General features: G+C 70.6%; 11 protein-coding genes. 3 read left to right on the forward strand and 8 right to left on the reverse strand.

Annotation, left to right across the window (positions count from 1 at the left end; genetic code table 11):
- Positions 1–144: 144 nt before the first annotated feature.
- On the reverse strand, positions 145–1,275 hold the full coding sequence (locus ACFWU9_RS05370) for a substrate-binding domain-containing protein (RefSeq protein WP_384315036.1): 1,131 nt from the start codon (positions 1,273–1,275) through the stop codon (positions 145–147).
- Between the two features lie 249 nt (positions 1,276–1,524).
- Here ACFWU9_RS05370 and ACFWU9_RS05375 point away from each other — a divergent pair, with 249 nt between their 5' ends.
- The gene (locus ACFWU9_RS05375) at positions 1,525–2,934 is read left to right on the forward strand and encodes a choice-of-anchor Q domain-containing protein (protein ID WP_384315037.1); all 1,410 of its coding nucleotides are present in this window, start codon (positions 1,525–1,527) and stop codon (positions 2,932–2,934) included.
- 98 nt (positions 2,935–3,032) lie between these two features.
- On the opposite strand, the gene ACFWU9_RS05380 is transcribed toward ACFWU9_RS05375, so the two are convergent.
- From ACFWU9_RS05380 to ACFWU9_RS05400, 5 genes are all read right to left on the reverse strand, one after another.
- A complete protein-coding gene (locus tag ACFWU9_RS05380; protein ID WP_384315038.1) occupies positions 3,033–3,332 on the reverse strand; it encodes a hypothetical protein in 300 nt (99 codons plus the stop codon).
- A 14-nt stretch (positions 3,333–3,346) separates the two neighbouring features.
- Positions 3,347–4,768: an FAD-binding oxidoreductase gene (locus ACFWU9_RS05385; RefSeq protein WP_384315039.1), complete on the reverse strand. Its 1,422-nt coding sequence runs from the start codon at positions 4,766–4,768 to the stop codon at positions 3,347–3,349.
- Between the two features lie 363 nt (positions 4,769–5,131).
- Positions 5,132–5,590, reverse strand: coding sequence for a hypothetical protein (locus ACFWU9_RS05390; RefSeq protein WP_384315040.1), 459 nt, complete (start codon positions 5,588–5,590; stop codon positions 5,132–5,134).
- Positions 5,590–6,252, reverse strand: a complete 663-nt coding sequence (locus ACFWU9_RS05395; RefSeq protein ID WP_384315041.1) for a response regulator — start codon at positions 6,250–6,252, stop codon at positions 5,590–5,592. Before ACFWU9_RS05395 ends, ACFWU9_RS05390 begins: the two co-directional genes overlap by 1 nt.
- Positions 6,240–7,427 carry a sensor histidine kinase gene (locus ACFWU9_RS05400; RefSeq protein ID WP_384315042.1) on the reverse strand — a complete coding sequence of 396 codons (1,188 nt, stop codon included), beginning with the start codon at positions 7,425–7,427 and terminating at the stop codon, positions 6,240–6,242. The genes ACFWU9_RS05395 and ACFWU9_RS05400 overlap by 13 nt, the downstream gene beginning before the upstream one ends.
- 134 nt (positions 7,428–7,561) lie before the next feature.
- Between ACFWU9_RS05400 and ACFWU9_RS05405 the strand changes: the two genes are divergently transcribed.
- Positions 7,562–9,199, forward strand: coding sequence for an alpha/beta hydrolase (locus tag ACFWU9_RS05405; protein WP_384315043.1), 1,638 nt, complete (start codon positions 7,562–7,564; stop codon positions 9,197–9,199).
- A gap of 19 nt (positions 9,200–9,218) precedes the next feature.
- On the opposite strand, the gene ACFWU9_RS05410 is transcribed toward ACFWU9_RS05405, so the two are convergent.
- Positions 9,219–11,453: a SpoIIE family protein phosphatase gene (locus tag ACFWU9_RS05410; RefSeq protein ID WP_384315044.1), complete on the reverse strand. Its 2,235-nt coding sequence runs from the start codon at positions 11,451–11,453 to the stop codon at positions 9,219–9,221.
- 366 nt (positions 11,454–11,819) lie between these two features.
- Between ACFWU9_RS05410 and ACFWU9_RS05415 the strand changes: the two genes are divergently transcribed.
- Complete coding sequence (locus ACFWU9_RS05415; protein WP_384315045.1) at positions 11,820–12,962, forward strand: phosphatidylinositol-specific phospholipase C1-like protein; 1,143 nt, start codon at positions 11,820–11,822, stop codon at positions 12,960–12,962.
- 61 nt (positions 12,963–13,023) lie between these two features.
- Here ACFWU9_RS05415 and ACFWU9_RS05420 read toward each other — a convergent pair whose 3' ends face one another.
- On the reverse strand, positions 13,024–13,482 hold the full coding sequence (locus tag ACFWU9_RS05420) for a lamin tail domain-containing protein (protein ID WP_384315046.1): 459 nt from the start codon (positions 13,480–13,482) through the stop codon (positions 13,024–13,026).
- Positions 13,483–13,648 lie beyond the last annotated feature (166 nt).

A 13,648-nucleotide genomic window follows, 5' to 3' on the forward strand; every position in this document is an offset into this window, starting at 1 on the left:
TCGCACGGCTCCCGTCCCGTGGTGACGAGCGCCTGCGGCCGGCGGCGGAGTTCGATCAGACGCTCCGCCTCTTTGTCGGTCGCCCGGACCAGGGCATACCAGGACGCTGTCCGTGCGGCCTCCAACGCCGCTGCGGCACGGCTCCTAGCTTGGCGCCGGGCCGGTGGAGTCGCGGACGACGAGGCGTGGCACGAACGCCTCCTGGCGGCGGGGTGACGCGGGGTCGGCGATGCGGTTCCTGATCAGGTCGGCGGCGCGTCGGCCGATGTCGGTCTTCGCCGGGGCCACCGTGGTCAGCGGCACCTCGCACAGGTCGGCCACCTCGTCGTCGTATCCGATGACGGAGAGGTCCCCGGGCACGCCAAGACCTCGTCGTCGGGCGGCGGTGACCAGCAGCGACGCCTCCCGGTCCGCGAAGCAGAGCGCGGCCGTCGCACCGCGCCGCAGCAGGGCGTCGAGGAAGCGGTCCGCGTCCTCGGGCGTCCAGCGGGGGAGCGAGGTGGAGACCACGGGGGCCGGATCGAGTCCGGCGCGGCGCAGTCCGGCGGAGAGGCCGGACCGGACCTGGGGCGCGGTGTGCGGGCTGATTCTCTCGGCGTAACCGATCCGGGTGTGCCCGAGACCCAGCAGGTGTTCGGCGGCGGTCCGGGCCCCCGCCGCGTGGTGGGAGCAGACGAACTCGTGGGAGGTGGCGGGCAGTTCGGCACCGCGCTCGACGAGCACGGTGGGCACGGCGAGTTCCTCGGCCTCCCCGAGCCAGTGCCCGGGCCCGTCGTCGCCGAGGGTGGGGACGAGTATCAGCCCGTCCGTGCCCGACCGGATCAGCTCCTCGACGGCCTCGCGCTCCAGGGCGAAGTCCCACTCGGTGCAGCGCAGGAGCATCCGGCAGCCGTGGCGGGAGAGTTCGCGTTCGATGCCCGCGACGGTGCGCGGGTAGTAGTAGGTCAGCGAGGGTACGACGACGCCCACGGCGTATCCGGTGCCGACCGCGGGCGGCGTCGCGACGTAGGTGCCGGACCCCTGTCTGCGGTAGACGAGACCCTCCTGGACGAGGAGATCGACCGCGCGCCGCACGGTGTTGACGCTCACTCCCTGGTCGCGGGCGAGTTGCTGCTCGGTCGGGAGTCTGCCGGCGGGCCAGCGCAGTTCGGCGACGGCCCGGCGCAGTTCGTCCGCGAGATGACGCGTCTTCTGTCCGCGTGGCGCGGGACCGGCCGCGGGGGGTGCGGCTGCTGTGGGAGCAGCGGCGACGGAAGGGTGTGACGACGCGTTCATCGCGGTCCGGTCCCCTCCGTCGCCTACGAGCACTGGGCGGGCGCCGGTACGCATCACCGGTCCCGGGACGACGAGTTTACGCTCCCGCCCGCCACGTGCGCGGTCCGCCGAGGCGAGGTGACTGACGGCCAGTCAACTACCAATTCATTCCAATGAATCCGTTGACTCATGGCATGACTTCACCCACACTCCTCACCAGGCGCCGCACCCCTCGGCGCCTCTTCCCCCACAAGAAGCCGAGGTTCAGCCATGGCCGCCATTCCCTCCGCGCGTCGAGCGGGCAGACACGCCCTGGTCCTCGTCGTCTCCCTCTCGGCGCTCGGACTCCCGGTCGGCGGCGCCGCCTTCGGAGCGGAGGCGTCCCCCGTCGGCGCGGCGGCCGCCGTCTACTACGTGGACCCGGCCACCGGTTCGTCGGCCAACCCGGGTACGGCGGACCGGCCGTGGCGGACCCTCCAGGAGGTCTTCGCGTCGGGGAGGACCTTCGGGGCGGGCGACGTCATCTACCTCCGTAACGGCAACCACGGAAGCCCCGTCGTCACCGGGGGCATCGCGTCCGGCGTCCGGACCGTCAAGGCGGCGCCCGGCGCTACCCCGAGGATGAAGACACTGAGGTTCGCCTCCGGCGCCTCGCGCTGGACCGTCGACGGCGTGCTCGTCTCGCCCCAGGAGGCCGACGGCACCCACACCACGGGCGACCTCGTGCGGTTCGACGCCGGCGCCACCCACGACGTACTCCAGAACTCGCAGGTCCGGGCGGCCGGCGACGGCGCGGCCGACACCTGGTACAACAACGACTGGGTCGCCCGCAGCGGTACGGCCGTCATGGTCGTCGGCGCCAACAATCAGGTGCTGAACAACAAGATCCGCAACGTCCGCAACGGCGTGATGCTCGAACGCACCTCACAGGCCGGCGCGGGCGCCACCGGGGCCGTCGTCAGAGGGAACAGCGTCGACCACTTCTGGGAGGACGCCTACCGCTGCAAGGTCAGCGGCTGCCTGCTGGAGTACAACTCGGCTGTCAACAGCTACGCGGTCGTCCCCGCGGGCACGGAGAACGACCCGCCGCACCGCGACATGTTCCAGAGCTTCCGCGGCGACGGCAGCTTCACCCCGGTCAACGACGTCGTCCTGCGCGGGAACGTCTTCACCAGCCGCAAGGGCACCCGTTACGGCAAGATCCCCTTCCAGTACAACGGCAAGTACACGATCCAGGGCATCGGAGCCTTCGACGGTCCCTACCGGAACTGGACCATCGAGAACAACGTCGTCCAGGTCGAAGTCGGCCTCGCGATGGGCCTGTACGGCATGAACGACAGCAGGATCGTCAACAACACCGTCGTCCCGCGATACCCGGCCACGGACAGCGAGATCCGGCTCACCAACCAGAAGGACGGAACGCCGTCGAGCGGCGACATCATCCGCAACAACCTGGCGCGGACCTTCAACACCGGCGCCGCGGTCAACACCCAGCACTCGAACAACATCACGGTGGGAACGGAGTACTCCAGGTACTTCGCCGACCACCCCGGCGGTGACCTCCATCTGAAGCAGGGTTCCCCGGCGGTCAACGCCGGTACGGACCGCAACGCCCCCACGGTCGACGCCGACCGGAAGCAGCGGTCCGCACCCTTCGACGTCGGCGCCTACGAGTTCTGAGCGGCACGCTCCCGCGTCCCGGATCGGCCCGCCGACACCGGGGCGCGGGGTCCGGCCGCCCGTCCCAAGAGCCGGGGCCCCGGCTCCCGGCGCGGGTGTTACTCGGGACCGCCCTGTTCGAGCGTGCCTTCCTCCGCGCTGATCACTTCGGCGATCGCCGAGAAGAAATCGGCGATCCCGGGCCTGTTCGGGCCCTTGTCCCGCGACTCGGCGAAGTCCTCCGGCGTCTCCCAGGTGATGATGTCCAGCCATTCGTTGTCCGGCAGCCGGACCAACCGGGCATCGAGGAATCCCTTCCTGTCCGCGCGGAAGTCCGCGAGCATCGCCGAGCGCGTCGACAGCAGCAGCTCGTTCTTGTCCGCGTCCACCCGGAGGCGCGTCAGTTCGACGGTGACCATTGCCTCTCCTCTGCTCACGCCTCGCCCAGGGGCGGAATGTTGTGATTGATACGGAACACATTGCTCGGGTCGTACATGGTTTTCACCCGGCGGAGCCGCTCGTACACCTCAGGTGGGTACGCCTGACGCACTCGCTCCGGATCGGTGCCGAACGAGCTGAAGTTGAGATAGGCGTGGCCCGTGGTCCACGGCTGATCCGTCGCCAGGAATCTCTGCGCGTAGGCGGCCTGCGGGTCGCCCTCGGAGGGCGGCCCCATCGACATCATCCAGAGGGCGAACTCCGCGTCGCGGTTGCTCACGGCGCTCGGCGGCCCGATCTGCCGCCCGAAAGCACCCCCGAGATGCCGCAACTCGACGTACTCCACCGGGTTGTCCGCCCGCGGTCCGGCGAGTTCCACGATCGAATCGACCGTCTCGTCCGGAAACTCGGCCAGCATTCCCGTCCATTCGCGGAAGTACATCGGGTCGGCGGGATCGTTGTGGATGGACGCGAAGTCCGCGAAAGGCATTTCGCCGAGCGTGTCGCTCATGACAGGAGCAGCCTGCCTGAGAGGGGTGACCAGGCGCTCACCTTCCGGCGAAGGCCCGAGGAACGCGATTCGTACGTGGATGACAAACCTGCCGCGCAGCAGTTCGGGGACGGCCGGGGCGTCGGGCAGCCGCAGGAACGCGATGGAGGAGGTGAGCTCTTCCGGCACCGTCCGCGTAAAACGCCGGAAGGCGTGGAGCACGGCGGCCGTGTCCTCGCCCGAGAAGAAGAGCCCCCCGCCGTACAGCCGGGTCACCTCGTGGACCTCCAGCTCCAGCGCGGTCACCACACCCATGTTGCTCCGGCTGCCGCGCAGGGACCAGAACAGGTCCGGCTCCTCCTCCGCGGTGGCCCGCCTGAGCCGGCCGTCCGCCGTCACGACCTCGATCGCGTGTACGTGGTCGGCGGCCCATCCGAAGGGGCGGCCCAGCGTCGGGCTGAGGCCCCCGCCGAGGGTGAATCCCACGACACCGACCGACGGTGACGAGCCGACGATGGGTGCCAGACCGAACGCGCCGGCCGCCTCTACGGCTTGCCCCGCCTGGACCCCCGCCTGCACCACCGCGCGGCGCCTGTCCGGATCCACGGTGGCACCGGACATCCTCCGCGTGTTGATCAGCAGGGCGCCGTCAGCCGCCATGATGGCCTGATGTCCCGTGGCGAGCACGGCCACAGGGAGCTCGTGATCGGTCGCGAACCGCACCGCAGCCTGTACATCGGCCGGCCCGGCCGCGCCGACCACGACGGCGGGGCGCTGGGTGAGCGAGAGGTTGAAGGCGGCGCACTCGGCCGCGTAGCCGGCGTCGCCCGGTTGGAACACCTCGCCGCTCAGAGCGGCCGCGAGCGTGGCGACATCACCGGCGGGAAGACCGGGGGACGAACCTTCGCCCGAACGTGGAGAAGACAACTGGATCGCCGCCGTTTCGGAGTCGTGGCGACAGCCCGGGGGCGTCGATCTCCTGCTGCGCCCCGGGATGTCTCCAGGGATCGAAGGACGTGGGACGGGTACGGGGCTGTCAATCCGAGCCGCACACATGTACGGGCGCGGTCTTGACTTCTCGGTCCATGGAACAACAGGGCGGAGCGCCGCGCATCACCAGTGATCTCGCCGGCGCCGCTCCCCGAGGTTCCGCCACCCGGCGTGACTGGCGGCCAAGGGCGGTGCTTCGTCTCGAATTCGATCACATGTCCGATTATGGCGTCGTCGTCCCGGCCGGGGCGTCGACGGCCGCGCAGCCGCAGACCGGCCGCTCAGTCCTGGTGGCAGGACTCACCGCAGTGCGTGAGCACCTCGTCGCCGGGACCACCGTGCGGATCCCTCGCCGTACGCGCCCGCGCCGCCGCAGAACACGTCGTAACCGCTACCGCGAAGAATGTCGTCGCCCGGACCGCCGTCGATGCGGGTGTAGGCGTGGCTGTCCGGGGCCATCGTCAGACGGTCGTCGCCGTCGTTCAAGCCGACGACCAGCGAGGTGAGGTCGGACGCGCGGTCACCGGGAGGGTAGGTCGTGCACAGCACCGTGGTCCGGTCACCCCGGTCGGGGTACGTGCAGCCGGAGCCCGCGGAGATCGTCACCTTGACGGAGGCGGATGCCTCTCCGGTCCGCGACGTCGCGACGTCGACGCCGCCGCCACCCGTGCCGGGCGCGGCAGTTGGACCGTCCACCGTGTGCGTGGTGGCCAGCAGCGCGATGACCGCGACGACGGCGACCGCGACGGTTCCCGCCATCACCGGATCTGGGGACGCTGCCGGCGGTCGAGATACGTGAGTACGGCCTGGACGCGGCGGTGGCCGCTGTCGGCGGGCGACAGGCCGAGCTTGGCGAAGATCGCGCCGATGTGCTTGTGCACGGCGTTCAGGGTGATGGCCAGCCGGTCGGCGACGGCGGCGTTGTCATGGCCCTCGGCCATGAGCGCGAGCACCTGGTGTTCACGAGGAGTGAGGGCACCGAGCGGATCACGGTCGCGGCCGAGAAGAAGCTGGGCGATGACCTCGGGGTCCATGGCGGTGCCGCCGGCGGCGACGCGGCGCAGCGCCCCGGTGAACTCCGCGACCCTCCCCACCCTGTCCTTGAGCAGATAGCCGATACCGCCGTTCCCGTCGGAGAGCAGCTCCCGCGCGTACTCCCGCTCCACGTACTGCGACAGCACCAGCACCGGCAGGCCGGGACGGTCGGCGCGGGCCCGGAGGGCGGCCCGTATCCCCTCGTCCTTGAAAGTCGGCGGCAGCCGCACGTCGACGATCGTCACTTCGGGCCGGTGCCTGTCGACGGCGGCCAGGAACCCCGGGCCGTCGGTGGCGATCGCGGCGATCCGGAAGCCCCGCGCGGCCAGGAGCAGTTCCAGGCCGCTGGAGAGCAGCACGTTGTCCTCGGCGATCACGACCCGCACGGCACCTCCACGGCGATCGTGGTCGGGCCGCCGGGCGGGCTGCTGACCAGGACGCTGCCGTCCAGGGCCAGAACGCGGCGGCGGATCCCGGCGATTCCGGTGCCGCGCCCCTCGTCCGCGCCACCGATCCCGTCGTCCGTGATCCGCACCGACAGCCCGGTGCCGGTCCGCCCGACCCGTACCTCGGCCCCTGGGGCACGGCCGTGCTTCGCCGCGTTGCTGAGCGCTTCCGCGACGACGAAATAGGCGACCGCCTCCACGGCCGCCGGGACCGTGCCCACCTCACCGAAGCGGATCCGGGCGGGTACGCCGCAGTCGGCGGCCAACGCCGTCAGCGCCCCGCCCAGACCGCGGTCGGCCAGAATCGGCGGATAAGCGGTGCGGATCACATGACGCAGCTCCCTCATCGCCTCCTCGACCCCCTCATGTGCCTGCCGAACCAGCTCGCGTACGTCCTCGGGGGCATCCGCGAGCGACTCGCCGGCGACCCCCAGCCGCATCGCGACGGCCACCAGCCGGGCCTGTACGCCGTCGTGCAGATCACGCTCTATCCTGCGCAGCTCCGCCGCGTGCGCGTCCAGGGCCTCGGTCCGCGTACGGGTCAACACCTCGACCCGCCGGGTGAGTTGACGGCTGGTGGAAGGAGACAGAACGGCCAGGCAGAGGCGGGCGTGTGTGCGTGCCAGGAGCGGAAGGCCCCACCACGACACCGCGATCAGCAGGCCGGTCTGCGCGGGGGCGGCGAGAAGCGCCGTCCCCCAGCCGTCCACGGTGATGTCGCCGAGAAGCTTCGGCACAGCCTCCGCCGGCAGCGCCCACCACAACGTCATGGCCCAGATACCGGTGACCACGTTGCCCAGGCAGACCACGGCGGCCACGCCGGACGGCAGGGCCGTGACCACATGCACCAGCAGCCACCACAGGTCGCGGCGCGCGTCCGGGTCCGTACGAACGCGGTGCCACCAGCCGCGAGGGCCTGCGGCGGGCGGGGCGTCGCGATCCGGGACCGCGACATCAAGCAGCAGCGTGGCACGGCGCCGGTGCCGGTCGGCCCAGGCGCGTGCCGGAGACGGCAGGACAAGCAGCGGCAGTGCCAGGACAGTTGCGACGGCGGTCGCCAGGCCGCCGAACAAGTAGCCGACGCCGCGCGGGCGTTGACCCCATCTTTCGCCCATGTCCTCACCTCCGTCCGCGAGTCGGGCCCTCAGTATCCGGCAGGCTGATCGGTGGGGCACTACAGCGGGCTGTAGTGCCGGCAGGCAGCGGGCACCATTCCCGCGTGTGGCGCGCCGAGCCTAACTTCGCCGTCATGACGACGAAAAAGACCGAGAAGCAGACCAAGCAGCAGACCGAGAGGCAGCCTCGTACGCGGTCCAGGAGTCAACGATCAGCTCTGGTACGGCGATTGGGCGCACCCGCCGCGGCACTGATCACGGTGGTCTCCGGCACCGCCGCGGGCACCGCGACGGGCGCCGGCACAGGCAGCGAGGCGCTTGCCGCGCGGGACTCCGTCCCGGGCCTCGCCTCGTACTACAACCAGCCCCTCACCTGGACCGACTGCGGACAGGGCCCCGACGACGAAGTGGGCGCGGAGCTCGACCGCAACGGCGCCCGGTGCACCGAGGTCACCGTTCCGCTGGACTACCGGCGGCCGACCGGCCGGACGATCACACTCGCCGTGTCGCGGCTCCGGGCGAGCGACCCCGCACACAGCATCGGCACCCTGATGCTCAACCACGGCGGCCCCGGTGAGCCGACACTCGGTATGCCGCTGGAGACCCGCGCGTACATGGGCGGGACAGGTGCCCGCTACGACCTGGTAGGGATGGATCCGCGGTTCGTCGGACGCAGCACACCGCTCGACTGCGGCTGGCCCGCCGGAATCTGGCTCCGCGCGGCGGGACGGGACCGCGCCGGTTTCGACCGCCAGGTCGCCTTCCAGAAGGATCTGGCCGAACGGTGCGTACGCCGCCACGGCGACCTGCTGCCCCATGTCTCCACCCGTAACACCGCCCGCGACATGGACATCGTCCGCGCCGCGCTCGGTGAACGCCGGGTGTCCTACCTCGGATACTCCTACGGCTCCTACCTCGGCGCCGTCTACACGCGGATGTTCCCGGACCGGACCGACCGGGTGGTGCTCGACAGCGCCGGTGATCCGCGCCGGACCGGACCCCGTCTGCTGCGAGGCACCGAGCCCGCCGCGGAGCGCGCGCTGAACGCCTGGGCGTCCTGGGCCGCGGCGCGACACCGTGTCCATGGTCTGGGACCCACCCGCGAGGCGGTGCTCGCCACGGTGCGGCGGATCGTCGAGGCGTCGTCGGACCGGCCCCTGTCCGTCGGCTCCCACCGGATCGACGAGCATGTGGTCCCGTACCTGATCTACCTCGGCGTCGGCAGCGACCACGAAGACGCGCGGGCCGTGTTCGCCTCCACCGTACGGGTGTTGGAGAGGGCGGCACGGGGGATTCCCGTCGAGCCGACCCCGCAACTGGAGGGCTCCCTGCGATTCGTCCTCGACAGCGCGAGCTCGAAGGACGTCAGCCCGGCCGCCGCGATCATCTGCGCGGACCGTGCCGCCCCGGGAGACACCGAGGTCTACTGGCGCGACATTCAGCGCAGCCGCCGACAGCACCCGCTCTTCGGTCCGGTCACGAACAACATCGACCCCTGCGCCTTCTGGCCCGCCCCGCCGGCCGAACCGCCGACCACGGTCTCCAACGACGCGCCGGCCCTGATCGTCTCCGCCACCGGCGACACGGCGACCACCTACCGGGGCAGCCGGGCCATGCACCGCCTCCTGACCGGCTCCCGCCTCCTGACCGTGCGCGGGGCGATCGGTCACGGCATGTACGGGGAGTACGGCAACGCCTGCGTGGACGCCGAGGTGAACGCCTATCTGACGTCGGGAGACCTTCCTGCCGAAGACCCCACCTGCCAGAAGTGATCCGGGTGGGTCACACGACCTACGTACCGACGCCGAGTTCGAACCAGGTCATCTTGCCCCGGCCGACCGGTGCGCTGCCCCAGGCGGAGGCGACGGCGTCGACGATGAGGAGTCCGCGTCCGGACTCGGCCTGCCGGTTCTCCGACTCGTCGGTGCTGAGAATCGTCACGGGCACCGGCGGGCGAGGGTCGCTGTCGCGTACTTCGACGCGGACGCCTCCCGGGCACTCCCGCAGCCGGACATCCACCTCACTGTCCGCGTGGATCAGCGCGTTGGTCACCACTTCGGTGGTGAGCAACTCCAACCGGTCGAGAATCAGCCCGAGGTTCCACTCTCCCGCCAGACCGCGCAGAGCGTCACGGACACGCCGAAGTCCTTGCAGCTCGTGCCGTTCCAGCCGAACACGCGCCACACGCCGGTGAGTTGTGGGGCGCGCCCCCCGGTAGCGCAGGAGCAGCAGCGCGGCGTCGTCGTCACGCGGCGCTTCGATCCCGGGAGAACCGGTGAGGCGTTCGGCGACGAGGTCGAGGTTCTGCCCGAAGCTCTCGGTCACGCGCCGGGACACCCAGTCGACGGCGGGGGAGCCGCCGGACCGGTCATCGGGCAGGCCGTTGCTGTAGAGGGCGGCGATGCCCCCGGGAGGCAGTTCGACCTCCGTCTGCTCGTACATCGCGCCGGGCTCGACACCCAGCGGCGGGCCGACGGATGTGGCCGGTTCGGTCGCGGAGTCGCCCTGGGGAGCGAGCAGGGGCAGTGGGTGGCCCGCGCTGGCGATCTCGCTGCTCCCGGTGTCCAGGTCCAGCCACAGACAGCAGCAGGTGGCGAAGAGGCCGGTGTCCAGCTCGGTGAGGAGGCGATTGCTGCGCGTGAGCAGGCTGGCGGGGTCATGCCCTTCGGAGGCGTACGCGCGCACCGCGCTGCGCAGCTGCCCCATGACCGCCGCCGCCTCCAGGCCGCGCCCCTCAACATCCCCGATGACGAATCCGAGACCCCCCTGGGGCAGGGAGAGCACGTCGTACCAGTCGCCGCCGACCGCGCCGCCGGTGGTGGGGAGATAACGAGCTGCGATCTCCACCTCGGCCAGATGCGGCAGGCTCCGGGGCAGCAGCCCCTGCTGCAGGCCCTGCGCCAGCCGGTGTTCCAGGTCGTGCGACCGGGCGCGTACCAGCGCCTGCGCGACGGCCTCCAGCATGATCAGAAGGAAGGCCCGCTCCTGGGAGTTGAGGTGCAGCGGTGCCGGAAAACCGAGCACCCCGCATCCCATGGCCTCCTTGTTGACGATCAGCGGCAAGAACGCCCAGGCCCGCTGATCGTCCTCCGGGGCGAAATCCGGATATCTGTCGTGCAGGGCCTCCGCCGACTCGAAGAAGAGCGGCTCGACGCGCGTGATGCAGTCGGTCGCCGGGTGAGGTGCCGAGAGTTGCAGACCGTGGATCCCGCGGACGGTGCCCCTCGGGAAGCCCGCTCCACCCATGGCGAGCAGACGCCCCTTGTCGACCAGACCCAGCATCACCGCGCTCGCGCCGAAGGGGCGGGCCATCTGCTCCCAACAGGCCGAGAGAACCTCACGGGGGCGTATGGCGGCGGTCAGCGCCGACGTGAGCTGCACCAGCTGATACAGGAATGTGCTGCCCGCGATCGGGGGCCCGCCGGGTCGTGACGGTGACAGGTCTGCCGCCCGGTTCTCCGGCGGCACCCGCGGTTCACCGTGCGGTTCGGCGAGGGGCGATTCCGGTACGAAGAGCGGAACCCCGGGCGCCACCATGCTCAGCCCTTCCCGCGCCTGGGCGTCCAGCTCTCTGGCCAGGTCCTCCGCCACGCCCCTCAGAAAACGCAGCACATCGGCGGTGACCGGCCTCGGGGGCGACCAACGCAACGTCACCGCGCCAAGACGGTGGACGGAGGTGTTCAGCGGGGCCGACGCCACGACCATGGGGACCGGGGCCCTGAACAGGACCGCCGGATCGTCACGCACCAGCTCGTGGACGCCCCCCTCGTCCAGCACCACCGCCTCACCGGTGCGATACGCGGTGGACGACGAGTACAGCCGATCGTCCGTGGCCATCCCCGGTACGACGGTGAAGGCCGCGGAGTTGTCCACCGACATGGCCGCGGAGAGGCGGTCCCCCGTGCTCACCGGCAGATAGATCGTGCTGGTGGTGGCCCCCAGGCGGGTGTGCAGAAGCCGTAGTGCCGCCGCCATCACGCGGTGGCGGCGCGCGAGACGCACCGCCTCGGACCCCGGGGTGCTCAAGGGCGAGACGTCACGCTCCACTATGCCCCCTCGGCAAAGGCGGTTGAACGGGTTTCGGGCCGCGATGGGTCAGGATCAACCGCACCCGAAATTATCCGCCGCTTTCTCCCTATTTAATCACTCTCGGAAGATCGGTTCCGCCCGAGCGTGAGAGCGGAGAGTAGCGGGAGATGGCCACTCTGTGATCGTGGGCCGATATCGCCGGCACGGCCGCCTCATGCCTCTTCCATCGGGAAGGCGGGCTTCCGGAACGACCAAGATTCACTTCCGGGATGGCTGATCGGCCGTCGGGCGAAACAACCGGTCCACCCGGGTTTCCCACCGTGGGCGTGGTCCCCAACCACCCCTCGGCCGAAAAGGAACCACATGTATCTCCCCCGCTGGCTGGCCGTCGGCGCCGCTCTCACCGCACTCGCCACGCAGGCGGCATCGACCGGTTCGTCGCAGGCGGCCGCCAACACGGGCGGCACACGCATCAACGAGATCCAGGTGGTGGCCACCCACAACAGCTACCACCGTGAACTCTCCGGCGCCGAACAGCAGGCCCAGTTGAAGGTGGACCCCGGCGCGAGCCCGAACCTGTACTACTCGCACGCGCCGCTGGTCGAGCAGTTGGACGAGCAGGAGGTCCGCTCGGTCGAACTCGACGTCGTACCCGACCCGAAGGGCGGCCTGTACCGCTGGCCGCTGGTACGCAAGAACGCCGGCCTTCCGCCGCTCGAGAACCCGGCCTGGGCAGAGCCCGGCACGAAGGTCTTCCACATGGTCGACGCCGACTACAACACCACCTGCGTCCGGTTGACCGAGTGCCTGAACCAGATCCGCGGCTGGTCGCAGTCCAACCCCGGCCATGTCCCGCTGCTGGTGATGATGGAGTTCAAGGGCAGCGAAGACCGCTTCGAAGCCCTCGGCGGCGTCGAGAGCCCGCCCTGGGAGGAGTCGACCTTCCGGACGGTCGAGGAGGAGATCCGCTCGGTCTTCGGCCGGAAGCAGCTCATCACGCCTGACGACGTGCGCCGGCCCGGACTGACTCTTGAGCAGTCCGTCCTGCGGCACGGCTGGCCCACCGTGGCCCAGTCGGCGGGCAAGGTGATGTTCGCGATGGACAACACCAACGAGGTGCGCACCTCGTACCTGGCCGGCCACCCGAACCTCGAACGCCGGGTGCTGTTCACCGACTCCGCACCGGGCACCCCCTCGGCCGCGTTCATGAAGCGCAACGATCCGAGCGGCGCGAACGCGGCGGAGATCGCGGACCTGGTCGAGAAGGGGTACATCGTACGGACCCGTTCCGACGTTCCGATGACCACCGTGCTCAGCCGCGACACGACCATGCGGGAGCTGGCACTGGGGAGCGGGGCTCAGATCGTGTCCACCGACTTCCCGGCGGCCGGCATGTCCGCCCGCTACGACCGGGACTTCTACGTCTCTCTCCCCGGTTCCGACGTCGCCCGCTGCAACCCGGTGTCCGCGCCGAAGAACTGCCGTAACGACAAGCTGGAGCGCTGAGCTCCGCCGCCGCTACGTGCCGCAGCCCCTCCGAGGAGGGGCTGCGGTCTTCGTTCATGTGTCAGTGGCGGCGGCCCCAGGACTCGGTGTCGATGACGCGGTCGCGCCTGTCGCGCAGGGTCGCGGTGTCGGAGTTGTTGGCCCAGATGTGGTAGCGGCTGCCCTGGTAGACGTGGGAGCGGTTGTCACGGCCTTCGCCGGTGTGGACCCGGACGGTCGAGCGGCCCGAGAGCCGCATGGTGAACGTGTACTGGTTCCCGTCGCGGTCGGACAGCGTCCATCCGTTCAGGTTCACGGTGCTGCGGCCGGTGTTGGTGACCTCCACCCACTCCGCGTTCAGGCTGCGGTTGGAGCGGTTGTCGCGGCCGGGGCTGTCGTACTGGATGTCGCCCAGGACCACCGTGGAGCGGGCGGGAGCCCGGCGGCCGTCCTCGGCGGACGCCGGCAGGGCGGCGGCGCCCACCAGGGCACCGGCGGCCAGGGCGCCCGCGATGAGACGGCGGGGGGAGGAAGAAGACATGAAGACCCCTGAAGGTACGTGCGCACCGGGCGAGTCCGCGCCGGTGTGCGAGAGGATCCCCGGCCCGACTGGCCGAGGCGCCCCACACGCTCGCGCACCCGCCGGGCCAGCTCCCGGAGGACACGGGTCACGTTACAGAACGCGGACATATCCGTAACAGGTGCTT

The sequence above is a fragment of the Streptomyces sp. NPDC058653 genome (assembly GCF_042716895.1).
In the GTDB taxonomy this organism is placed as follows: Bacteria; Actinomycetota; Actinomycetes; order Streptomycetales; family Streptomycetaceae; genus Streptomyces.

Coding starts and splice junctions, on each gene's coding strand:
- ACFWU9_RS05370 (WP_384315036.1), bottom strand. CDS start 1,275: ATGAACGCGTCGTCACACCCTTCCGTCGCCGCTGCTCCCACAGCAGCC.
- ACFWU9_RS05375 (WP_384315037.1), top strand. CDS start 1,525: ATGGCCGCCATTCCCTCCGCGCGTCGAGCGGGCAGACACGCCCTGGTC.
- ACFWU9_RS05380 (WP_384315038.1), bottom strand. CDS start 3,332: ATGGTCACCGTCGAACTGACGCGCCTCCGGGTGGACGCGGACAAGAAC.
- ACFWU9_RS05390 (WP_384315040.1), bottom strand. CDS start 5,590: ATGGCGGGAACCGTCGCGGTCGCCGTCGTCGCGGTCATCGCGCTGCTG.
- ACFWU9_RS05400 (WP_384315042.1), bottom strand. CDS start 7,427: ATGGGCGAAAGATGGGGTCAACGCCCGCGCGGCGTCGGCTACTTGTTC.
- ACFWU9_RS05405 (WP_384315043.1), top strand. CDS start 7,562: ATGACGACGAAAAAGACCGAGAAGCAGACCAAGCAGCAGACCGAGAGG.
- ACFWU9_RS05415 (WP_384315045.1), top strand. CDS start 11,820: ATGTATCTCCCCCGCTGGCTGGCCGTCGGCGCCGCTCTCACCGCACTC.
- ACFWU9_RS05420 (WP_384315046.1), bottom strand. CDS start 13,482: ATGTCTTCTTCCTCCCCCCGCCGTCTCATCGCGGGCGCCCTGGCCGCC.